General features: G+C 43.7%; 16 protein-coding genes. 5 read left to right on the forward strand and 11 right to left on the reverse strand.

Annotation, left to right across the window (positions count from 1 at the left end):
• Position 1: 1 nt before the first annotated feature.
• The 4 genes from RQP52_RS13780 to RQP52_RS13795 all read right to left on the reverse strand — a co-directional run bounded on the left by RQP52_RS13780 (position 2) and on the right by RQP52_RS13795 (position 5074).
• Positions 2-1543 (reverse strand): ABC transporter substrate-binding protein, encoded by a 1542-nt coding sequence (locus RQP52_RS13780; RefSeq protein WP_315952189.1) that lies wholly within the window; start codon positions 1541-1543, stop codon positions 2-4.
• Positions 1544-1612: 69 nt separating this feature from the next.
• Positions 1613-2554: a carbohydrate ABC transporter permease gene (locus tag RQP52_RS13785; protein ID WP_315952190.1), complete on the reverse strand. Its 942-nt coding sequence runs from the start codon at positions 2552-2554 to the stop codon at positions 1613-1615.
• An 11-nt stretch (positions 2555-2565) separates the two neighbouring features.
• Positions 2566-3468: an ABC transporter permease gene (locus tag RQP52_RS13790; protein WP_315952192.1), complete on the reverse strand. Its 903-nt coding sequence runs from the start codon at positions 3466-3468 to the stop codon at positions 2566-2568.
• Positions 3469-3637: 169 nt separating this feature from the next.
• Complete coding sequence (locus RQP52_RS13795) at positions 3638-5074, reverse strand: ABC transporter substrate-binding protein (protein ID WP_315952193.1); 1437 nt, start codon at positions 5072-5074, stop codon at positions 3638-3640.
• Positions 5075-5136: 62 nt separating this feature from the next.
• Between RQP52_RS13795 and RQP52_RS13800 the strand changes: the two genes are divergently transcribed.
• Positions 5137-6999 carry a cache domain-containing sensor histidine kinase gene (locus tag RQP52_RS13800; RefSeq protein WP_315952195.1) on the forward strand — a complete coding sequence of 621 codons (1863 nt, stop codon included), beginning with the start codon at positions 5137-5139 and terminating at the stop codon, positions 6997-6999.
• 12 nt (positions 7000-7011) lie between these two features.
• Positions 7012-8631 (forward strand): response regulator transcription factor, encoded by a 1620-nt coding sequence (locus tag RQP52_RS13805; RefSeq protein ID WP_315952197.1) that lies wholly within the window; start codon positions 7012-7014, stop codon positions 8629-8631.
• Positions 8632-8711: 80 nt separating this feature from the next.
• Here the strand turns inward: RQP52_RS13805 and RQP52_RS13810 are convergent, their stop codons facing one another.
• The gene (locus tag RQP52_RS13810) at positions 8712-10859 is read right to left on the reverse strand and encodes an alpha-galactosidase (protein ID WP_315952199.1); all 2148 of its coding nucleotides are present in this window, start codon (positions 10857-10859) and stop codon (positions 8712-8714) included.
• A gap of 106 nt (positions 10860-10965) precedes the next feature.
• Here RQP52_RS13810 and RQP52_RS13815 point away from each other — a divergent pair, with 106 nt between their 5' ends.
• Positions 10966-11835 carry a helix-turn-helix transcriptional regulator gene (locus RQP52_RS13815; RefSeq protein ID WP_315952200.1) on the forward strand — a complete coding sequence of 290 codons (870 nt, stop codon included), beginning with the start codon at positions 10966-10968 and terminating at the stop codon, positions 11833-11835.
• On the opposite strand, the gene RQP52_RS13820 is transcribed toward RQP52_RS13815, so the two are convergent.
• Positions 11777-12679, reverse strand: a complete 903-nt coding sequence (locus RQP52_RS13820) for a helix-turn-helix transcriptional regulator (RefSeq protein WP_315952201.1) — start codon at positions 12677-12679, stop codon at positions 11777-11779. The two genes, RQP52_RS13815 and RQP52_RS13820, sit on opposite strands and share 59 nt — an antisense overlap.
• Positions 12680-12811: 132 nt before the next feature.
• Here RQP52_RS13820 and RQP52_RS13825 point away from each other — a divergent pair, with 132 nt between their 5' ends.
• Both RQP52_RS13825 and RQP52_RS13830 read left to right on the forward strand, forming a co-directional pair.
• Positions 12812-13564 (forward strand): phytanoyl-CoA dioxygenase family protein, encoded by a 753-nt coding sequence (locus RQP52_RS13825; RefSeq protein WP_315952202.1) that lies wholly within the window; start codon positions 12812-12814, stop codon positions 13562-13564.
• A 15-nt stretch (positions 13565-13579) separates the two neighbouring features.
• Positions 13580-14401: a sugar phosphate isomerase/epimerase family protein gene (locus RQP52_RS13830; RefSeq protein ID WP_315952203.1), complete on the forward strand. Its 822-nt coding sequence runs from the start codon at positions 13580-13582 to the stop codon at positions 14399-14401.
• Between the two features lie 122 nt (positions 14402-14523).
• Here RQP52_RS13830 and RQP52_RS13835 read toward each other — a convergent pair whose 3' ends face one another.
• The 5 genes from RQP52_RS13835 to RQP52_RS13855 all read right to left on the reverse strand — a co-directional run bounded on the left by RQP52_RS13835 (position 14524) and on the right by RQP52_RS13855 (position 22596).
• Positions 14524-16749 carry an AraC family transcriptional regulator gene (locus RQP52_RS13835; protein WP_315952204.1) on the reverse strand — a complete coding sequence of 742 codons (2226 nt, stop codon included), beginning with the start codon at positions 16747-16749 and terminating at the stop codon, positions 14524-14526.
• A 76-nt stretch (positions 16750-16825) separates the two neighbouring features.
• Positions 16826-18451: an extracellular solute-binding protein gene (locus tag RQP52_RS13840; RefSeq protein ID WP_315952205.1), complete on the reverse strand. Its 1626-nt coding sequence runs from the start codon at positions 18449-18451 to the stop codon at positions 16826-16828.
• A 66-nt stretch (positions 18452-18517) separates the two neighbouring features.
• Positions 18518-19393: a carbohydrate ABC transporter permease gene (locus tag RQP52_RS13845; protein ID WP_315952206.1), complete on the reverse strand. Its 876-nt coding sequence runs from the start codon at positions 19391-19393 to the stop codon at positions 18518-18520.
• A gap of 39 nt (positions 19394-19432) precedes the next feature.
• On the reverse strand, positions 19433-20392 hold the full coding sequence (locus RQP52_RS13850) for an ABC transporter permease (RefSeq protein ID WP_315952207.1): 960 nt from the start codon (positions 20390-20392) through the stop codon (positions 19433-19435).
• Between the two features lie 389 nt (positions 20393-20781).
• Positions 20782-22596 (reverse strand): heparinase II/III domain-containing protein, encoded by a 1815-nt coding sequence (locus tag RQP52_RS13855; protein ID WP_315952208.1) that lies wholly within the window; start codon positions 22594-22596, stop codon positions 20782-20784.
• Positions 22597-23580 lie beyond the last annotated feature (984 nt).

Genomic DNA, 23580 nt, shown 5'->3' on the forward strand with positions numbered 1-23580 from the left:
CTTACTTTTTATTTTTTATAAACTCATCAATTTGTTTTTGCTTCTCTGCAATAACTTTGTCCATGCCGGCTTTTTTCAACTTGTCATTAAACTCTGGCAAGTACTTCTCCGGATCAACCACACCACCGCTAAGGCCGTCAATATAAGATTTGACAACGCTGGCAAGAGCAGCTTCTTCATTTTTTGTGCTCTCGCTGTTATAAGTAAAGCCAAGAATTGGGGATGGTACGCCTGCTGCATTGAACGTTTTGAACTTCTCCCATTTCTGTGGATCTTCGTTTTGGAACAAGTAAGTCAAGAATTGGTTACCAACTTGCCAAGTGTTCCCTGGGAAATAGCCTGTGTCTTTTGAGGCAGCAAAGCCATCTGGGACCTTAATTACATTATCTTTACCAGCAACCTTCACGTAGTGCTTGCCTTCAATCCCAAAGTCCATTAGATTGACGATACGCGGATCACTGTGCAGAAGATTAAGGAACATAACCGCTCTCTCAGGGTCTTTGGAAGTTCTCGAAACAGCAAGCATCGAGTTGTTGAGATCAGCAGATGCCACATAAGGTTGTGTAAATTCAACTTGTATTAATGGCTTTTTACTTAAATTGCTCGCTTCTAAGTCTCCGCCCGGTTTAAGCTGCGACCATCTTGCTGCGACGAGCCCTTCATCGTTCTGTGCTTTCAAATTTGTGTTCGTGCCTGGATCCTTTTGGAAATAACCTTTTTGGTTCCAGTTATACATCAGTTTGAACAAGTCCTTGGCTTCAGGTGTTTCAAAAATATTGACAACTTTTGGTGTCGTACCTGTTTTGGAAATAACACCAGGGCTTTGGAATCCGCCAATAAACTCATAAGGCAGTAAGTTTAAGAAGTTAGATGTAGCTACGATCGGGATCACATCCGCCGACTCGCCTGCTTTGACTTGTTGCAGGAATGGTTCAAGATCTTCCAGCCTTTTAATCGTTTTCAGGTCCAGTTTATACTTTTCTACCAGGTCTTTGCGCAAAAACAAACCTTGCTGGGAAGCCATTTCTTTTTCCGTAGGGAGTGCATAGTTCAATCCTTTAATCGTTGTTCCCGTTAAGAACTTCGGATTCATCGACTTCAGAATATCTTGTCCGTACTTTTCCAATAAATTGTTTGCTGGATCGTTCAGAGCGACGTAAGCGCCTTTAGCCACGTTGATGCTAAGATCGTTACCGGAAGTGAACATGAGGTCAAACGGCTCACCGGAAGCGATCATCAAATTCGTCTTTTGTGCATAGTCTCCCCAGCCCAAGTGATTGATCTTAACTGTCGCATTAATTTTTTCTCTCGTAATCTTGTTGATTTCTTCTTCAACTAACGCCACATCTTTTTGCGCAGTAGGTCCTGCGAAATAAATCGAAATCTCACGCGGATTCAATTTTTTGGTAGCAGCTGCTGAAGCTACTGATGACGAAGAGCCTGGTGAAACTGCTGGTGCTCCCGATTTTGAACAAGCTGATAAAAGCAGTGCCGGTATCGTAACAGCTAGGGCAATCGTATTCAGCTTTTTCATGTTAATCATGTGCAAACCCTCCTAAATTATCTACAAGTATATGCTTAACCAGATGGTCTGGATATAGCCAATTTATCATTACCCTTTAACGGAACCGACAGTAAGTCCCTTAACCAAATACTTCTGCAAGAAAGGATACACCAGAATGATAGGACCAATACCAATGACCGCCATCGCCATTTTTGCCGTTTCAGAAGGAAGCGTTTTTTGAATTGCATTAACAGCCTGAATACTGGCAGCACCGGAGTTGATATAGTTAAGATCGCTAATGACCTTATACAACAAATATTGTAAACTCACCAATTGGGGGTTGTTTATAAAAATTAATGACGTATACCAGTCGTTCCAATACGATAACATTTGAAACAATCCGACTGTAGCAAGCACTGGTAAGGATAATGGCAAAATAATTTTGCCATAGATTCTCAGTTCGCCTGCACCATCGATCTTGGCTGATTCAATGAGCGCATGAGGAATGGTATTGGTGAAAAAAATACGCATAATAATGACATTAAATGGAACAACGAGATGAGGAATGATGAGCGCAAATAGCGTATTTTTCAGTCCAGCTTGTGTATAGAGCAAATACCAAGGGACGAGTCCGCCACCGAAGAGCATCGTAAAAAAGACAATAAATGATAACTGATTTCTGTAAGGAAAATCAGGGCGTGACACTGGGTAAGCAAATAACGACGTGACTAATAAGCTCAAGAACGTGCCGACCACGGTCACTAGAATCGAGATGCCATAGCCCGTTGTTATTTTATCCAGATCATCAACGAGGAATCTGTAAGCGTCCACGGAGAAAACCTCAGGAATGAATTGATACCCATCTCTTAAAATATGGGACTCGTCAGAAAACGATACCGATATGACCAGAATCAAAGGCAGCACACATAGTAAACTCGCAAGTCCAAGGACAGTCAATAGGATAGAATAACTAACCGTTGACATTGCGTTGGCGTGATAACTTTTGGTTCTTCTTTTTATGACTGCACTTGATTTAATAATTTCTTCCATCTTGAATCCCCCTAGAATAACGCATTTTCTTTGCTGACCCGTCTGACAACGAGATTCGTCAACAACACTAGAACAAAGCCCACTGATGCTTGATAGAAACCGGCCGCAGCTGACATGCCCACATTACCGTTCAACAGAAAATTCCGATATACGAAAGTATCGATAACTTCCGTAGCAGGCAGCAGAGAACCTGAATTCAATGGAGCCTGGTAGAATAGTCCGAAATCAGCATTAAAGATACGGCTTATTTGCAGTAGCACCATAACAATTACAACGGGAGCGAGCATAGGCAGCGTAATATGTAGCATTTGTCTGAACTTGCTGGCACCATCAATTAAGGCCGCCTCATAATATTCGGTATCAATAGATACGATAGCTGCCAAGTAAACAACCGCAAAGTAACCGACGTGCTTCCACGTGTTAACGATAGGGAGAATAAAGAACCATTTATGCGCATCCGAATACCATGAGAGGGCTTCCATTCCGAAAAATTTTAAGACCGTTGCATTCAAAAATCCAGATTGACCAAGAATGGCATATAGGATGTAGCTTACGGCGACATACGATATAAAATACGGAAAAAGGATTGTGCTTTGAAATGTCCTCTTTAACTTCATACCACGAATTTCATTTAAGCCAATGGATACTGCAACAGCACCAATCGTGTTTAAAACGATAAACACGGCATTAAAACCAATCGTATTGCGTGTTGCTGTCCATGCCACATCGGTTTGTATGAGGTATTTAAAGTTTTCCCAGCCTACCCAAGGGCTGTGCCAAATGCCATCTGAGAAATTATAATTTTTGAATGCAAGAATCACACCGAACATCGGAATATAATTATTGAAAATTACGATGGCAAGTGCAGGAAGCATCATCAAAAATAAAACCCGGAAGCGTACGATATTTCTCATGTGTTCAGAAAGCTTAAGCATGTTCACCCTTCACTCCATTCTCTTGTCTGTATAGGTTTATTTTACCTTTTTACACCGTTTTGGAAATAAAGCATCTTAGGATTTATGTTAAAATATTCAGGTCAATCACAAAAAAACGAAGAATGTCGTTATGACACTCTTCGTTCTTTTATTTGCCGATTGGGTGACGCTTGTCAAAAGAGCTATCCATATAATTTTGCATGGATACGGAGCCCATCTGAACAGCGCTTTGAAGCATTGTATTTAATCGCTGTGTTTCAGCTTGCAGCATGTCATTGACTGAGGATGTTCCTGAAGCCACGTCCCGATATGCCTTAAGCCGATTATTCCAGCCAAAATGGTCCTGATTCACCACGCTGGAGGTTATCGTACTGTCCAAGAGGATGGGCTGTAAAGGATAGAATGATTCCACATCTGTAGGCAGGAAGTTGGTGAACTTCGAAGATGTCCTCGTATTCGGATAGTCTTGTTGGATACGCGAAGAGACGGGAATGACGACGTCCTTTTGATAGAGTTCACCAATGACACGATCCGAATGGATATACTGCCAGAAGTGAAGGGCTGCTTCGCTATGCGGGGTTGCGCTGTTAATCCCAATGACAGGCTCCGGAACTAACATTAACGCTCCTGCGCCTGCTTTCTCTTCATCTAAAGCCGGAGGCGTAGCGACGCCCCAATCCACAGAGAGCTTGAGTTCATTTTCAAGCCGATAGACATCGCTGCTTGAAACAAGCATCATGCCCACATTACCTTTGGCAAATTGGGTTAAAGCTGTATCGTACTTCATCGAGAGGTCTCCGGGAAACAGACTGCCATTCATCTTCATGGTCAGCATGGTTTCCATCCATGGCACATACCCCGTTGTGTCAAATTTGCCAGTCCGGAAATCAAATAAGGTAACACCGCTATAGGTCATAGGGATTTCCATACTCTGCATAAACCCGTACCAGTCTTCTCCAAGCGGCCATACAAATCCGTATTTCTGATTGCCAAGTTGCTTCTGACTAATCCGAGCAGCTGTCTCTTTCAGCTCGTTAAGCGTCTTTGGCGGTCGGTTCTCATCCAGCCCTGCAAGGCGAAACAGCTCTTTATTATAGGCAAGCCGAACCGTACTGAGTCCATAAGGAATAGCGTATTGTTTGCCATTGAAACTGCCATATGTGAGTGCCCATTTGGAATAATTTTTCTTCATGGATTCGGGAATATCACTCGACAAATCTTTGAACCAATTCTTATACATGTACGTAGTGATCCAGTCCGACTGGACAGCAAAGACATCCGGTCCTTCCCCTGAAGCCATGAGCATATTCAAGGTTCTCGTGTAGTTTTCACGAGGAATGGTCAGCATTTGAATTAAAGCATCGTCCGAATTTGAATGGTTATACGCATCGATGACTTTTCGCATTTCCGTATCCGAACCATACGAGTTAAAAGCAAAGGTAAGCTGCTTTTTGGATGGTTCTTTTAGAGGCTGTACGGCTTGCTTCTTAGGCATTTTCATGCTCCATATCTGCTGGGTGCCAGCTGCAATCAAGCACATTACAAGAAGAAGACCACCAGCTAGAAGCCATTTTTTTTGTTTCATTTCTAAACTCCTTCCCTTACAATGGGGATAAATCTAACGCTAGGAAGACAGGTGACTGCGTGATGTGGATACGCTCTCTTAAGCAACTTTTCTCTCATCATATCAGTATTAAAAGCAGACTGCTCATCTATTTTTTGTCACTCGTACTCATTCCGTCGTCCATTATTGCCATTTCTCTGTATCATCAATCTAGCTCTACCATTTCTCAAAATATGACCGATTCAATTAACCGGAGCATGCAGATGATGGAACTGAATGTCCAGGAAACCTTGGAACAAATTGATGATATCACGACAAAAATTTACACTAGCGACACTTTACAAGGCATTCTGTCCAGTGATCCTTCCAGCGACGAAATTGGCATTGTCAACGAGATGACGCAACTGAGTACACTTCTCGACAGCTATAGCTTCTCAAATCAAGGCCGAACAAAATTCACTTTAAATCTATTCCTTATGAATCGTCCGATTTACAATCTTTTTCCATCCATTCCCCATGTATACAGTGTCGAGTCCGTTCAAAATCTGGGATGGTACCAAGCGATGTCGTACAAGAGCAGATTTAAAGTGCTTGGTCTGTATCAAGGGACTAATGAGGCGGGCAATCCTCCCCAGTACTCCATTCGTACCGCCAAGCAGCTTTATGAATTAGATAATTTCGCGGTTCCTTATGCAGGGCTTATAACAGCGGATGTCAATATTGCCGATTTTGGAAAGATGTTGGATAGCTTGAAGCCTTCCGAGCATAGTGAAGTTTACATCCTGAATGCTGCTGGCGAGGTCATGATTGGTCCTCGCATGGATGAAGTCAATCAGCCATTTTCTATCCCGGAACTATTCTCACCTAGCAAGTCTTTACTGGAGCCTGAATTCCAATCACAAATTACCTCCATGCAAGGTGAACAAACACTTGTCGCGAGCAAGATAATTTCACAACTAGACTGGAAACTTGTAACCGTTTCACCACTTCGTGATTTAAATGGGAAACTACTCACATTTAGAAACGTGATGATTGTTGTCATTCTTTTTAGCATGGTTATGGCATTCATTCTTGCCCTGTTCCTATCTAACAATATTACGAATCCGATTCGAAAATTTATTCGAGCAATTAATACGACGGATTCGGAATTGTTCAATGTCTCCATTGATTATAAGCGAAATGATGAGTTTTTGTTTTTATTCCAACGTTTTAACAAAATGATCCGGCAAATGAAAGAGCTGGTCGATCAGCTCTATGTGACCGAGGTTAAAAAGAAAAAAGCGGAGCTAGAAGCGCTGCAGGCTCAAATTAATCCTCATTTTTTATACAATACATTAGATTCGATTAACTGGATGGCACTCAAGAAGAAGATGCCTGAAATTAGTTTAATGGTCACGTCGTTATCGGATTTTTTCCGTTTGTCTCTTAATAAGGGTCGATCCATGATTCAACTTCAGGACGAGGTGAACCAGGTTCAAGCTTACCTTACCATTCAACAAATTCGACTGAGTAACAAATTAACCTTTGAGATTGACGCCCCCTCGCATCTCCTGCAATTGATTACGGTAAAATTGATTCTTCAACCACTAATTGAGAATGCCATCATTCATGGCTTCGATGCCAGTAAGGGGCGTGGGCATTTAATTATTCGCGCAGCCTTAGAGGCGGATATCTTGACATTGCGCGTTTCCGATAACGGCAGTGGCAATCATGCGGACGTCAATAAAATTCAAGATTTGCTCACGTCTTCAGGCGACGAAACCCCGTCATTCGGGATACGAAATGTGAATACCCGCATTCAACAATGGTTTGGCCAACCATATGGCTTACAGTATGAAGCTAACGAAGAGCAGGGATTAACGGCAATTATTCGAATGCCTGCCAGAAAAACAGCGGATGGATTGTCGAACGATCTTTTGCTGGATCAACGAGATCATTTATCCTAAGGAGGAATACGTATGATCACGATGGTGATTGCGGATGATGAAGAACTGATACGGGATGGTCTAAACTCAATTATAGACTGGTCTGAATTTGGTATTGAAGTCGTAGGTCTTGCAGAAGAAGGGCGCGAAGCCTATGAACTTTGCATGAGGCTGAAGCCGGATATCGTCTGTACGGACATTCGAATGCCGATCATGGATGGGCTTGAGCTTTCCCAAAAGCTGCGCGATGCTGGAAGTACAGCGAAAATTGTCATTATCAGCGGTATTCAGGACTTTCATTACGCCAAAACAGCACTTAGCATGCATGCGGAAGCTTACGTCCTAAAACCTGTTAAGCTTCATGAACTCACTGAGGTCTTTGGGCAAGTGGCTAGTAAAATTAACAGAGAACGCGACAGTGAAGCCATGAACACGAAAGTGCATAAGCAGCTGCAGGACAGCATTCCCGCTCTGCGCGAGAAGTTATTGATTCAACTGCTTTCCCGCTACTACACGAATGAGAATGATATCCATGACAAGATCGCTTACTACCAAATCCCACTCCAACAAGGCGAGTTCTCCGCCATCGGGCTGCTTAAAATCGATGATTTCGAGCATGCCATTCAGCACTATAGCGAAGAAAATAAGCAGCTATTGTTTTTTGCCATTCATAATGTCGTAGAGGAGATCCTAACGAACACCCGCTCCGGATTTGCTTTTACAAATACAATGGATAATGAACTTATCGTCATTTTTAACGAAAAATCACTGTCAGATCAAAAGTATATGGACCTTGCTGAAGAGATCATTCGGTGTATCCGTCAATACGTTAAAGTATCCGCTTCCATTGGCATCGGTTCGTCCGTCAGTTCCGTCTTGCAGCTCAGCTATTCCTATCAAGAAGCCAAGGAAGCTCTTCAGCACACGTTTTTTACAGGGAAAGAATCGGTCGTAACGATTCATGATATTGCACACAATAAAGTGGAGACCGAGCGTCATATGCACTTGTACGAGCTGGAAAAGCAGCTCATTCAACAGGTAAAACTAGGCGATGCAGATGGTGTCGCAAGATTGCTGAACAAGCTATTTGATGACATTATCCTCCCGAACAGCGCACAGGTTGAACAAGTGTATTACCGCGGAGCTGAACTCATTTTTCAACTGGCGCGTCCCCTGCATGAAGCCGATGAATCCTACGAAGCTATTTTGGGTAAATCTACCATTGAGCTCGTTCAAATGATTCAGAATACGAAAGACATTGGCAGCCTGCGGGGCTTAATGACCAACATTATCGAAGACATCGCGCTATATATGCAAAATAAACATAATAGCAAAAGTCAACGCGTCATAGTACGTATCAAACAGTATATCGACAAGCATTATATGAACAATGTCACCATTCAATTGTTGGCGGAGGAAGCCTTCTTGAGCCCCACGTATATGTGTCAAATTTTTAAGCAAGAAACAGGCGAAACAATTATTGAGTTCTTAACAAAGGTTCGTATTGAAAAAGCCAAAGAACTTCTTAAATCGCCCGATTTAAAGATTTTCGTCATTGCCGAAATGGTTGGTTTTGAAAATGCCACTTACTTTACGACGGTTTTCAAAAAGATTACAGGTGTGCTTCCCGGCAAATATCGAGAAAGCCTTTGAGCAAGAAATAGCCCGCCTCCAGGCTCTGTTCAATAGAACGGCTGAGAGCGGGCTTATAAGTCCTTAACGCGAATGGGAATTTACTCTACTTGTTGATACCGATAGAGTACAAATGAAAAAGGTGCAGAAAGCATGAAAGGATAATGACCGCGGGCATCTGGCTTCAACTGAACCTGCTTCTGTCCTTGGTTCGAAATCACGACATCCTTCTCTTCCATTCGAATAATCTCCGTTAGGCAAAGCGTTGAAGAGGGTTCAACACCCCAAAGCTGCATGGCATAATCTGATTGTTTATGCTTTTCCCGAATAATCAACAGATACCCGTTTTGCACATCCATTATACTTTGCAGCCCCGTCCAGGAAGCCCCCGACGGCTCTTCGCCAAGCGGTAAAACATGTCCCCCAAGTATGGCAGGATGATGCGGTTTAACCGCTTCAATCGCTCTGCTTAACACATCCGATTGCGATGCGGTTAACCCCGTTGTCTCCATCCAGGCCAATGAATTTGTAAAAGCGACCACCATTAAGGCGTATACCTGTCCACTATGAAATGGCGCCAAAGGATCATCTGTATATTTGTCTTGATTCCGCTCTACATTTAAAAACTCCATTTGCAATCTGTCAGCGGGGAGATACGGAAGCAACGTCCACAAGTTCCGCAGTGTCCAATGGGGATAATAATTACCCCAATCCGTATAGCGATTTTCCAGAAAAATAATCCCATATTGTGTCTGTCCCATATACCCTAACCGTGTCTGAGCCGTCGCATCGATATTGAAGACCACTTGACCTCCCGTAGCTTTGACCACTTGACGCATCATCATGAGAAGTCTCGTTTCTCCAAGCTTGGAGTGAATGTCTATACCGTCAAGTTTAAAGGCCACGATGTGATGCTCCTTATGCAGTTCGAGCAACGTGTTAACATCCTTTTCCCAATTCACATAATCATCAGAGGAATCCGGCGAAAACCATAGGCCAAGCTGGATGCGCTTTGCGGCCGCTGCCTCCACAATAGGAGACAAGCCATTAGGAAACCGTTCCGGATGAACATGCCAGAACTGTCCGTCCCCACTGTAATAATGGCTCCAAAGTCCGCCTCCGGGCGAGGCATTGACGGAATTGCAGGTAACTCCTTTTTGCCAGCCATCATCAATTTGCAGCAGCGTCAGACCTAAGTTGGAAGCTGCTTGCAGTTCAACCAGCAAGAAGCCTTCATGCAAAGCACCATCTTTGGAACGGTCCCCCCATGTATTACTCATCAGAAAGCTATCTCTTTCAGGTTTATAATAGCGAAGATTTCTATGGTAGTCATGCATCAGCCGATGCTCACTAAAGGTATCTCCATCAAAAACGCCAACCATTGTTCCATATGAGGTTACGGTCTCCCCTGTAGTGAGATCCGCTTGCTTGATGCCTGAACCTTGAACGGAAAGGCGTTTCCCATGAAAATAAAAGTCGGTACACCCCGGCTGTAAATCCCCAAGCGGTGTCGGCCCCTCCTTCACAATCATAAGCCCGCCGGCGCCAAGCGTCGATTGGAGTGTAAGCAAGTTGCCGCGCAAACTCAACTGCTCATTGACGTACAATAAGCCACTTTCTTTGCTTATCAGATTATTATGTGTATCTGTCTGATCACGAAAGCCGACACACGCCCATCGGCAATGTAAATGCTGGATTGGGAGCAAGTCACAGTAGTCTCCTCCTACTCTCCCGCGTTCCTTATTATTGTCATCCAATTGCAGCTCGTCTTCTTTACTAGAGAGTCCCTGGCGGTCTGGTTGAATCCAAGCTACAAAGGACGTACTAGCTTCAATTTCGGTCGCAGATTCCGCATTTCCTGCCAAGACCGAATACTCATGACGAATAAAAGAGGATCCCGGATACACTTTAAGCGTTAAACGGACACTTAAACGCTCGCCAATGTGGTCATAGGCCAAGTCCACATCCGTCCTTAAGTACGGCTTGGAAATGCCGTAGTCATCCTCAACGCAAGCGGTAACAGAAGCGTTTGTCAGCTTTGCCGATGGTGACAGCCAAGGAAACTGAAACATCGTAGTTTCGTTCGTCTGGGACAACCATTCCACTTGATTCTTTTTATCATAGATCGACTTGCTGATCGGCCCTCTTTCTTCGAAAGCCCAACTGCGTTCAATCGCAGCGTTACCAACTTTTAATTTTGAACCCTCAATCTGGATGTAGCAATCCTGTATCCACTTCGATTTCAACATAGAGAAACACACTCCAATGTGGTAATATATTATCCAACAAAATGAGTATATCTCCTTTAAAATGAATGAAAAATAGGAACATTTTGAATCGGAGTGGTAAAATATTGTGAAAAAAACTTTCGGATTCCGTTATACCAACGAAGATCATCACTTATTTAAACTTGTGTCCATCGGCCATGAAATCACGCTTGATCCCAACTATCACTGGAATGGCATGAAACGCGATGGATCAGGCTTTATTTTTCAATTTACACTTAAAGGAACAGGCATGCTGCGCATTGGCGAGGAACACATGGAGATCTGCAAACATCAAGCATTCTTCGTTCAAATCCCGAGTGATCACACCTACTGGTATTCTCCTGAAACCACGGATCCATGGGAATTCATTTGGATTCGATTCGAGGGCATTCGAGGAGAAGGGCTGCGAAAAGAGCTTTTCGGTGGACACAACAACGTTATCCACTTGCTTCCCGAAGCCGCACCAATTACATTGCTATGGAAACTATATGAGGATGTGAACCAAAAGCAGGTAGGTGACCGCTTTGATCTATCCCTGCGCATTTATGAATGGCTGCTGGCTCTTCAACGATTTCTTCAAAGCAAAGAAGCCGTCTCTCCGCATGAGATACCGGCTTCTTACCGCAAAGTTGCAAGTCATATTGATTCTCATTATGCCTCCGATATCTCCTTGGATGATTTAGCGGAAGTTGCGGGAATTAACAAGTACTACTTATGTAAAATGTTCCCCCTTTATTATCATGTCAGCACCATGGATTATCTCCGTAATCGAAGAATCGAAAAAGCCGCCGAGCTGCTGCAAAATCCTCATCTCTCCATTAAGGAAATCGCATCTCGTTGTGGCTATCACGATGTTAGTTATTTCGGCAAGGTGTTTCATAAAATGATGGACATGTCGCCTAGTTCATATCGGGAAAATGCGAGTAAGCATGAGGATTATTTGAGGCTGCTGGAATGACATCGCGTTTATTGGCTTTCCTGTAGCGCGCAGGCGAAAGATAAAACTTCTTTTTAAACAGATGATAGAAATGACTTAGGTTCTCGAAACCGGACTCCATCGCAACCTCAATAATCTCCATATCCGTTGACACCAGCAGGTTAGCCCCATGACGCAAACGAAAATGATTAATCCAATCTGTCGGCGTGCAGCCAAAATGTTTTTTAATGCTTCTGCTAATATGCTCCGCGCTCATTTCACTAAGCTGATACATCGCTGCCAAGCCTACTGTAAAATGCTCCTTTTTACTCATTTGATTTTTCAAATGTACTAACCACGCAGGGACATTCTCATCTTTCCCAGCATCCAAATGAGGGACAAATTTTTGCAGCACCTCTGTAATCATCATTTTAAATAAGATGTTGGCCTCAATACTTCGTTCATTCGTAAAAGAAGACCATGCAAGCTGCTGAAAACGGTCCAGCCATTGATGAGTCTCGGAAAGAGTTAGGGTTGTGCAGGGTGGTAATGGCGCGTCTAACAACTGCTCGATCGGTTGGCCACTCCCTAAATAAACTTGTAAAGCTGCCATAGTCTGTGCTGGGAAAGCAACATTCATAATCTGACAATCTCCTTGCTCCATACGTTCATAGGCGTGGTAATCATGGGGCCGAATGAACACTAGCGTGTTGCTCGGGAGTATGATTTTTTGACTATTTACTAGATGGTAAACTTCCCCTCCATAGGTTAAAAAAACTTCATAGAAGTCATGGTCATGCAGTCCTGTCGTATCTTTAATCGAACGATAAGCCATGTAATGAAACTCATGCTCATCCTGGAATACATTTTTGGCGTAAACGCGCACCCTACATCTCCCCTTTTCCATGAATATCAACACAGCACAAAAATGATCATTCCCAAACAAGATGATGACCTTATTTTATCATATTATAAAGAAGAAAAAATCAACTCAATACATTTATGGAGGATGAAGCACATGGGACAATTAAAGCTAAATGAACAAGAAATACAGTTTTATAAGGAACAAGGCTATTCGATTTACAAAAAGCCATTATTTAGCGCTGAGAAGCAAGCTGAGTTGACCGCGATTTTCGAAGAACAGTTGGCGCTGAAGGGCAGCAAGCTATCCGATGAATTAGACACTCCGCACTTCCGTGACGAAAGATTGCTTGAATTTTTGTTAAGTGATGATGTCTTGGATCTCGTTGAGCCCATCATCGGACCGAATATCGGCCTATGGTCGTCTCATTTCATTTGTAAGGATCCGCTCGTAGGACGCGCCACGCCATGGCATGAAGATTCTGCCTACTGGAATGGACGCCTGGATCGATTCGACAGCATTGTGACCGTGTGGTTGGCTATCGATCGCAGCTGGAAAGAAAATGGCTGTATGCGCGTCATTCCAGGAACACATGAGAACGGGTTCTCCGAATATGAGAATGTAGATGGCGCCTCCAATACCTTTGGCACACAAATTAAAAATGTTGATGGATCAAAAGCTGTTTATTTTGAGCTCCAGCCTGGAGAATGCTCTCTCCACGATTCTCGTATCATGCATGGCGCTGCAGCCAACACAAGCGAATATCGCCGCTGCGGATACACAATGCGTTATTTCTCCACGGAAGCGAAGGTGCTCCCAGAAAAAAATCCAGGTCACAAAATTTGGCTGGCGCGTGGAAAAGATATTGCCGGAAATCCATTTGTCAATGTATCAACACCTAGTCACTAATTGGAGGCAATTCGGATGAATGTGCTTGGTTTCCGGTCATTCTGGGATTTACTCCCCATTGCATGGCAGATGAATAGAGAAACAGAAGCAATCATGGAAAAAATCGCAGAAGCCGGCTTTGACGGCATTGAATTTATTCCACCTCAAAATCCCAAAGATGATGCTGTGTTCGCTAAAAAGCTGGAAAACTTGGGCCTGCAATTTATTGGCCAAATCAGCACGCAAGCACCCGATCATGTAGGCTCCTTTCGAGAAAAAATAGCTCGGCTTCGTGACCTGAATCCCGTTATAATTGTCTCTCACAGCGCCAAGGATTCCATGGCTTTTGACCAGCAATGTGCTTTTTTCGAGGAAGCACTTGCCGTAGAGCAAGCTATTCAGATCCCTGTAGCCCATGAAACTCATCGAGGAAGAGCCATGTTCGTGCCTTGGACAACAGCTGCCTTGCTGCGGAAATTCCCTGAATTACACATTAACGCGGATTTCAGTCATTGGATGGTCGCTTGTGAAGGCATGCCGCTTGAAGCGGATGAAGATATGCAGCTAGCTATCTCCCGCGCCATTCATATTCACGGGAGAGTCGGCTACCCGGAGGGGCCACAGGTACCAGATCCAAGGGATCCCTACTATGAACCCTATGTGAAACAACATTTGCAGTGGTGGACCATGATTGCACAGGAACACCGTGATGCAGGTCACACCCAGTTCACGTTTACACCTGAATTTGGTCCCTCTCCCTATCTCCAAACACAGCCTTATACGAACATGCCGGTCGCGGATACCTGGGACATTAATGCCTGGATGTTCAGTACGTTCAAAGAGAGCTTAATGAAATAACTCAATGTAGTAAGTAAATTAAGCAGGGATCGCTGATGAATTCAAGTCAGCAAAGTGCTCGAGAATATAGAAACGGCGGCACCAGGAATAAATCCTGAGTGCCGCCTCCAAGGATCATATCGTTACCTGAACATCAATTGATATTTTTTGGGTGTATCTCCATATTTCTCTTTAAAAATACGAATGAAATGATTCGTGGAATTATACCCCAGCTTATTAGCAATTTCATTCACAGTCAGTTGATTTTCTTTGAGCAGCTTCTCTGCTTCCGCAAGTCGACAATCCGTCAGATACTCCATGAAATTGATGCCCGTGCTTTTTTTAAACAATTTGCCTAAGTAGTTGGCCTTAATGTTCAATTCCTCAGCAACAACTTCCAAGCTGATGTCGTCGTATAAATGTTTATGAATATAATTTTTAATCTTGAACTCAACGTTGTGATCGTAGCTCATCTTTCTCTCTTCGATGGCAGCGATCGCCTTTTCCATCAATCCCGTCATCCAAGCGGAGAGTAGTTCTATGTTCTCGAAATCTTTATACTTTTCCCGAATGTCATATCCGAATAATTGCAGGGAATTTAGTCCCATGGCTTCCATCGATTTTCGCAGCGTAATCATAACCTCAGCGTACAAATTGTGAGCGTATTCAACGGTGCAGGGGATCTCAATCAAGTCATTCTTCAGCGTCTCGGATAGCTGAGACGCCTTCTCCGTATCGCAGAGGCGGATGCAACCCTCGATCTCGCCTAACACCCTCTCCGAACTTCCGGATCTTCGTCTAGCAGCGACATCGAGTTGTGCATAACTCAATCTGCTCGCCTTCGGTAACAAGTACGCGTATTTCAACGCTACAAGCGCTTCCTGGTAAGAAACAGAAATGGGCGTTTCCCCGATCGTATATGTTTTTCCGTAGGCAAGCACATATTGGTCGTCATAAATAGTCACAATATGATCAACAATTCGCTCGAGAATGCCAGACAAGCTAGCGTGATCATCCCAAAAGAGAATGCCCTGAATTTGTTTACTGTAATCCTTGATCGCCCATATTTGAAAGTCGGGATCCGTATTTTCTTCCAGTAAAGCAATTAAATGAAACGACGCTGCGTACTCATTTTCAAATTGCTCCAACTTCGGCGTTTGAATAACAAACGAACAAAATTGCTTCCAGGGCATATCTGCTTTAACTAAGTCATTGGTCAGCAAATAGGCTTGGGTAAACGTTTCGTCATGCAACAAACTCATAATATAATTATGCCGAATGACCGGCTTATTGATTTCTGCCTTAAGGTGCAAGTCTACAAGCTTAGTCGAGTAGTCACCAATCACATGGCGAATCGGTTTATGCGCACGCTTTGTTAGGATGTAGGAGATTAGAACGCTAACAGATAAAATCAGCAGCACGACAGAGATCAGCCAATTTTTGAGATCAATTGATCTTTTGTAAAATAAATCTCTATTAACCAATGAAACGTAGTGCCAGTCATTATACTGTGACTTCGTATAGGAAACCATGGTCGAATTGCCCGCAATATCCGTATTAAACATACCTTCAGTCCGATCCCCGAGCACTTGAGCGATCCAAGGCATGCGTTCATCTTGCAGCTCAGCCACTTGATCCTTAATCTGATTATGCGCGATGATATTCCCTTGTTCGTCTACAATTAAGATGAGGCCATCCTCGGGCTTTTTTAGCGCCTGCAGTGATTTTTTCAATGTATTTTGTTCCATATTGAACGCAATGATCGCTTTCCGCTTCTCGGGAGGGGCAAAGTATGGAATGCTTCTTACATAAGTAATAATAGGCCCTGTATCTGAAGCGTCAACCTGTCTGGGTGGAATCCAGCGAACTTGCGACTCTGTTGTTTGAAACTCATCCAGCCAATCCCGTCTGGCGCCAATGTTACAAGTCATTTCATTCATAAAGCAAAAACGTGAATTGTAGAAAAGGACGTTGTCATTTTTGTAATAAACATCAATTGAACTAACGTTCTGCAAGTTATTGCGCAAGGTATCCAATTGGTTGGCTATGCGCAGGATTGCTATCGTATCGTAGCGAATGGAATCCGTCATTGGTTTGGTGAAAGTATCATCAACCGTCGAATCCAGAAAGTAAGTCTGAAGCGCTTTCATCCTGTCTTTCAGAAATTCATTATCAATTGAGTTCTGGAATTGAAGAGCGGTCTTGAGATTTAAATTCTCCAATTGTTCATTCAGCGCTTTACTAAAATAATGATAATAGACGGCAACAGGAATGAAAGTAATGAGAACGACCAACATGAGATTAAACAAAAATAATCGTTGGAAAAAATGTTGCTGACCATTTGTTTTGTTTATTTTAGTGCGCTTCATGTTAACCTCTCCCTTCAGACTTCAAACGTAGAATAGAAGCAGGCCCCCGTGAGCCGCTTCTACCCTCGTCAGTTATTTATTTGCCAATCATGTTATTGTAGGTGGCATTCACATCTTTTTCAATTTCATCCCCGCCGTTAGCTTTAAATTTTTTAACGAATTCGTCAAAGACATCTGGGCTGGCTTCACCCGTAATAATTTTGAGGTAGTACTCATCTGTCAGTTTGGTTAAATTCACCGCATTTTTAGTGAAGGAGTCAACTGTCGGCGCAAGGAATGGAACGTAGCCTGTCGTTTTTACAGTATCGGCAAACTGGAATAAGAACTTGCTTATCTTTTTGTTGAAATCAGGAACTTCGACCGCGTGGAAAACGCTAATTCCTTTTTTTGTATTTTCTGCCGTTGTAGCCGTTGGTGTCAAGCTGATATAGTTTCCATTCTCTTCTTTCCACTGTTCGCCCTCCATACCGCTGAATGTTGTTTTGTAGTAATTGTAATCTGTATTTGTCGTTTCGATCATTTTCAAAATGGTTTCCATTTTGCGCGAATCCTTGGCGCCCTTTGTTGTAATACCCACAGGCGTCGAATTCACGCCCCATTGCATTGTCCCTGACTTGCCGTTCGGGCCTACAGGCGGCTTGCCGAACACAATTTCCGCGTTAGACTGCGATTTCTTTAAGTTCTGGAAGGAGCCGCCTCCTACATCGGCAGGGTTAGCAGGGTCCATTTTATCACGCCAGTGGTAGAACATCCCTTTACCTGTAAGACCGATGCGATTATTCGTCATCGCATTGGAATCGGCCCAATAGCCGCCTGTGTTTTCGGAAGTGATGAACTCAGGGTCGATTAACCCTTCCTTATACCATTTGGCCAGCAGCTTAAGCGCATCCTTCATTTCCGGTTGAATGGCGGCGAAGGTAATTCTACCATCCTTTTGAGTGTAATCGAGGTTGACGATGCCTTTGCCGGCATTCTTGAAATCGGATATTCCGGGATAGCCGAAGGCGCCCAGAATGGCTGGCAAGGCATAATCCGACAGGCCGTACGTATCCTTTTTACCGTTCTTATCCGGATCGTTATTGCGGAATTTCAACAGTGCATCTTCAAACTCCTGAAGCGTCTCCGGCGTTTTTGTAATGCCTACATTTTTCAGCCAGTCTTGGCGCCAGATTAGCGCTGTCGGGTACTCCCCGTTCGTGTTGATGTTCGGCAGCGCGTAGATTTTACCATCGCTTTTTACCGCATTCCATAGATTGTATTTATCAATCGTTTTTGCGTAGTTTGGCGCAAATTTACGAATCATGTCTTCCGGGATCGGAGCAAGCACGCCGTTGGCTACGTATTTGGAAACCATGTTGTAGTCAGGCTTGATGAGCATAACATCAGGCATTTCTCCAGCCGCCAGCTTAATGTTCATCGTATCTACCCACTTATTCGGATCTATGTACCATACATTAAATTTGGCATTAAACCGTTCTTCGACCATCTTCTGAATTCTATTATCTGCATCTGGTTGGCCAAATGCGTTGTACGCCAACCAATCAATGGTGACCGGACCTTGTGCTGCGGCGTTGGGGCCCGAAGAGGCCGTCCCTCCGGCTGAACCTGTTTCTCCACTTTTCATGCAAGCTGCGAGCATACTGACCAGGACTGTGCTGGACAGGATAACGCTTAATACTTTGAAGAATGTTTTTTTCTGCATGTGAGAACCCTCCTAATTATTTATCTTGGAATATGTTAACCCGCTAATGGGGAATAACAACGAGCACTATCCTTTGACAGAGCCAATTAACGTGCCTTTGACGAAGTACTTTTGCAAAAACGGATAGACACAAATAATGGGAAGAATGGACACGATCAGCGTTGCCAGCTTCATGGACTGTGTATTCACAGCAACCATTCCCGTTTCCGTACCGGCGGATGCCAGATCTCCGTCGAGCACAATTTTGCGCAAAATCATCTGCAGTACTTGCTTCTTCTCCGACTGGATGTACAGCATGCTATCAAACCAGGCGTTCCAGTGATAGACCCCTGTGTACAGAGCGACCGTTGCCAAGACCGGCATAGAAAGCGGTAAAATAATTTTGATTAAAATCGTAATGTCGTTCGCTCCATCCATCTTCGCGGACTCTTCAAGTGCCTCTGGTATTTCATGCACGAAATTTCTGACAACAAGCAGTAGGAACGTGCTGATCGCACCAGGCAGAATCAACGACCAGATACTGTTCATCAGTCCGAGACCTTTCACCAGCATGTAGAGCGGGATTAAGCCGCCGGAGAAAAACATCGTGATTACAATGAAGCCAGTCCAGAAGGTGCGGTTCGGCAATGTTTTTTTGGACAAAGGGTACGCTCCTAGGAAGGTTAGGGAAACAGTCAGTACAATCGCTAGTGCGGTTCGTACAATTGTGTTCCCATACGACGTCCAAATTAACTCGTTATGGAACACCTGTCGATAACCCGCCAAATCGAAAGCAGTCGGGATAAAGTGGAAGCCGTAGCTGTTGACTACTTCAATTGGGCTCATCGACAGTGTTAGCACTTGCAGAAAAGGCAGCAAGGTGGCAATTGAGAAGAGAGCTAAAATCAGATAGACCATATAGGAGAATACGATGTCGGGTTTGCTTTGTCGGCGGGTGTTCATATACGTGCTCCACTCCGTTCTTCAACTATTGTTCTTGATTTAGAAAATCGTTTCGTCACTGAAACGCTTGGCCAGGAAATTGGCGGTTAACACGACGATTAGTGCAATTACGTTCTTAAATAGCCCTACGGCTGCTGCGTAGCTGTAATTCATTTTTTGAATTCCTTCGCTATAGGTGTAAGTCCCGATAACCTCTCCGACGCTGCTCACTTTCGAGTTCAACATATTGTACACTTGATCAAAATCGTCGTTAATGATTTGACCGGATGTCAGAATGAGAAGAATAACAATAACCGGCGTTAGAGAAGGTAATGTTATGTACCATATTTTTTTAATTCTACTAACACCGTCCACATCTGCGGCATCGTACATTTCCTGATTGATCCCGGCGATCGCTGCCAAATAGATAATTGCATTGAAGCCTACTGTCTTCCAAATTTCCGTACTGACCAAAATCGATCGAAACCAGTCGACGCTTGCCATAAAGAAGATCGGTTTCATTCCTAGCATGCTAAGAATAATGTTGATCGGCCCACGGCTTGGCGATAGAAATTCGATAATGATTCCAGACAACACAATCCAGGAGAGGAAGTAGGGCAAGTACGTAATGGTTTGCACTGTTTTCTTAAATATAGGAAGACGGACTTCATTAATCAAAATCGCCAGCAAAATCGGCGCTGGGAAGCCAAACAGCAACTTGTAAAAGTTAATAATTAGTGTGTTCTTCAGCACGGGCAGAAAGTAGAGCCCTGTAAACAACTCCTTGAAATTGTCAAGTCCGACCCAGGGACTTCCGGAAATGCCTTTCGCAATTTTGTAATCCTTGAAAGCGATAATAACGCCATAAATTGGAGCGTAATGAAAAACGACATAGTAAGCGAAGACGGGGCACAGCATGATAAAGAAATACTTGTGATCGAGATACTTTTTAATGAGTAACCTTCTTTTCAGATGCTCCGGGCTGTGCGTTTTTTTCGCTTCAATCGTTGTGGTAGTCATTCTGTCTCGTCCCTTCTTGCAAGATGTTCATCTCTTGTGTTGCCCTCAATATAGAGGATGTAAGCCTTTTCATCAATGCGTTATTTCTGAAAAAGTCACGATTTTATTCACTTTTTATTTATACAAAAGAAAAATGGCGGATTTCCGCCAAATGAACAATAATCGGCATTTCTTACTTGGCAATGCAAAAAACCATACAAACTGCTTGCATCAGTGTACATGGTTATAAGGCAATTTGCTTAGGCAATCAATAAGACACTTTGCATATACACAGCACTCCCATGGCAGTAGCCGCCAGTAAGCAATGGTTCGCAGTGGAAGCTTGCGTTTGAAAGCACACGTTTGAAAGCAAGCTAGTCCATGCTCGATTGCATGGACTAGCTTGCTTTTTATCCTCCCTCCTCCAGCGTAACCGTAAAGCTGGTCCCTTCACCTACCTCGAAAGCTGTCAAATCGATCAAGAATACGTTCTCGGCGTAGCCACCATGATCCAAATGTCGCTCCGTTGTGATTGAGGCCATCAACTTCGAGGCTTCGTAACGAAGCAATTGGCTTTTTCCCGCCGCTTCCAAGCGGATTTCCCCATCACACACCAGTTCAGGCTTTATTAGTGTGATAAATCGTTCCGTCACTGCTGCACCCGGCGCAACAAATGCGAAGGTATCCGTCAGAGTAAGCTTACCTTTCTGCTTGTCGAGCACAAATTCTCGCTCTAGACGCTGCAACCCCGGAACCTCGTACGCTTTGGCGATGTTCAGCTTATAACGATCTTCCGTTTCGGTAGAAGATATTTCAAGAACCTGTCCGGCGTAAGCCCGCCCTTCTCGCTGAGACTGTCCATTTACGATCGGAACATTATGACCTAACGAACTGTTGCACAGAATCGAATACCGTTCTGTACCGAAATAAGCTCTTGTATATAGACCTGCGCCCAAATCGTCTATCCATCTGACCCCATTCACCAGCCATATGAAGTTGCCAATATCATTATGGTTATGTGGCTCGTCGTTATGGCCGCCCTTCGCAGCAAAACTAACCTCCTGATCGCCTGCTTGATGTCTCGCAATCAGCCACTGTGCTTCCGGCAGGAAGTCTGTCCCTTGCTGCAGTCCGATTCTTTCCCTTAACAGCGGTTCATTCAGCCATGCAACATTGCGAAGCGCTACCGCCAAACGTCCACAATTATCAATCGACTGTGCCAAATAGTCGAGTGAAGCAATCCGGATGTCCGCAAATTGTTCGCTTAAACGGCTGAAAATACCAGGCTGCACGCCCCCGACACGGGAACAGTCCGAGAAATTGGCTACCTGATTTCCATGCAGAAAGCAGCGTTGCGGAAACAGAGCGATCCTGTGGACCTTCTCTGAGGATTGCAAGAGATCTAATTTGCCGCCGGTACGCTGTTTGAGCAACTCTGAGAAATACATATAATAGCCGAAACCATAGTTCCAGTAGACCAATCCTTCCAAGCAAGCACCTTCGTCCGTAAACCCCACAAGGAAGCAGTCCATTGCGTCAATCACACGAGTCAAGATCGGCAGCAGTGCCTTGGAATCTTTTAGCAGATAAATAGCCGCCATCCCGACACTGCCCGCACACACGGCCGCCCAGTTGATATCACATGTCTCCCACCAAAAAGCGCGTTTTACGCTCATGTAAGGCGTAATTACTCTGCGCAGCACTTCTTGACGAACCCGGTTCACCACTTGGCACCCCAACCTGTCCCCAAGCAGATGGCATGTTTCGCTCAGCGCATGCGCTGTCTCCGCAGCGAACAAATCGATATGCTTGTCTTCTTCTCCTTCCAGCGCAGCATCGTGAATATTTAAATGCGCTGGCAAACACCAGGTAAATTCATCGCACATTGCCCAAATCGTATCTTCCAGTGCAGAAATATACGTGTTGCTTTCATCTCGAAGCGCAGCGATGACAAGAGCAGCCAGACGCCGGCGGCGGTCAAAATACGCCAGTTCAAACTCTGCGCGTGTCCCCTGTGTCCGAAATAAGTTAAACAATGTAAAAGTCAGCGCCTCAATCGGCTTGTTCAAATATCCGTCCGCATTCGACAGAATTTCGTTATACAACGTTTGGAATACCGTATTATCTTTCGACTGAATATTACTCAATCTATGCGCTTCATGAAAAAGTTGTTTATGCTCCGTTTCATGCGCAAGCAAGGCTTGTAAGAAGGTCCGGCTGTTCATAGCATCACCTCGTAATTTTCAAAATTTCAAAAGGCCCAATGAGCTGACGGAAAGAATGAATGATACCATATCCTAAGCGTACATAAGATTCATTACTTACTCTATAATAAAACTATCAAAAAATATAACGATTCTATTAATCAAATCTGAGGGAAACAAGTTCATGATTCTAGCTTCCTTCAGACTCCACCTCGCGATGGACCCCCCTTGCTTTTCACCGCCAAGTTAATCGCCATGCGTGGCGCACAGCAAATAAGGACACAGCCTAGGATGCATCCTTATTTGTTGCTTAACCAATGACTACGCTGATTCCTCCTTAATACTTGTAGGGATCAACGGTTTGAATCGTGCCATCCAGCCAAGAGAAATCGCTGATTTTATACTCACCCAACCAGTCCCGATCCCACGTCGCCTTACATAAATTCCATAATGAGAAAAAACCCGAAATAGGAGTTTACCCTAATTTTTTTGTAAATGTAAGCACATCAATATTCGTTTGGATTGCTATCTGTTCAAATTGTCATATGTTGTTTAAATCGAAGCAGCCTATCAGGTGCAGATACGTCATATCCGTATGACATGTACTTCATTGCGGGAGAGTCTTCTTAGACCTTATGTATAGAAATTTCCATAAATATCCTTATATATTTGGTGGTTCAGTATTAACAATTCCTAGTAAACCTAAATAAAAAGTGGTTGATCACAAAAGTGAACAACCACTAATTTACTGTCGATATATTCTCATTAATAAATTTTAATCGTAATTTACCCAATATTAAATACATTGGATGTTGTAAATAATGCTCTCCGTACAAAGATTTAAAAATTGAAAGACGAACTTCTTAGATTCTATATTTTCTAATCCAAATTCTCTAAGATGTTTTAATGACAATTGCTTGTGTGTTTTTACTGAATAGTTAATTTAAGCTGATATAAGCATGACTAAGCCCCGAATGCTTCTCAAGTTCTCCCTGGAAGTAACCC

This window comes from Paenibacillus violae (assembly GCF_032461945.1).
Lineage (GTDB): Bacteria > Bacillota > Bacilli > Paenibacillales > NBRC-103111 > Paenibacillus_E > Paenibacillus_E violae.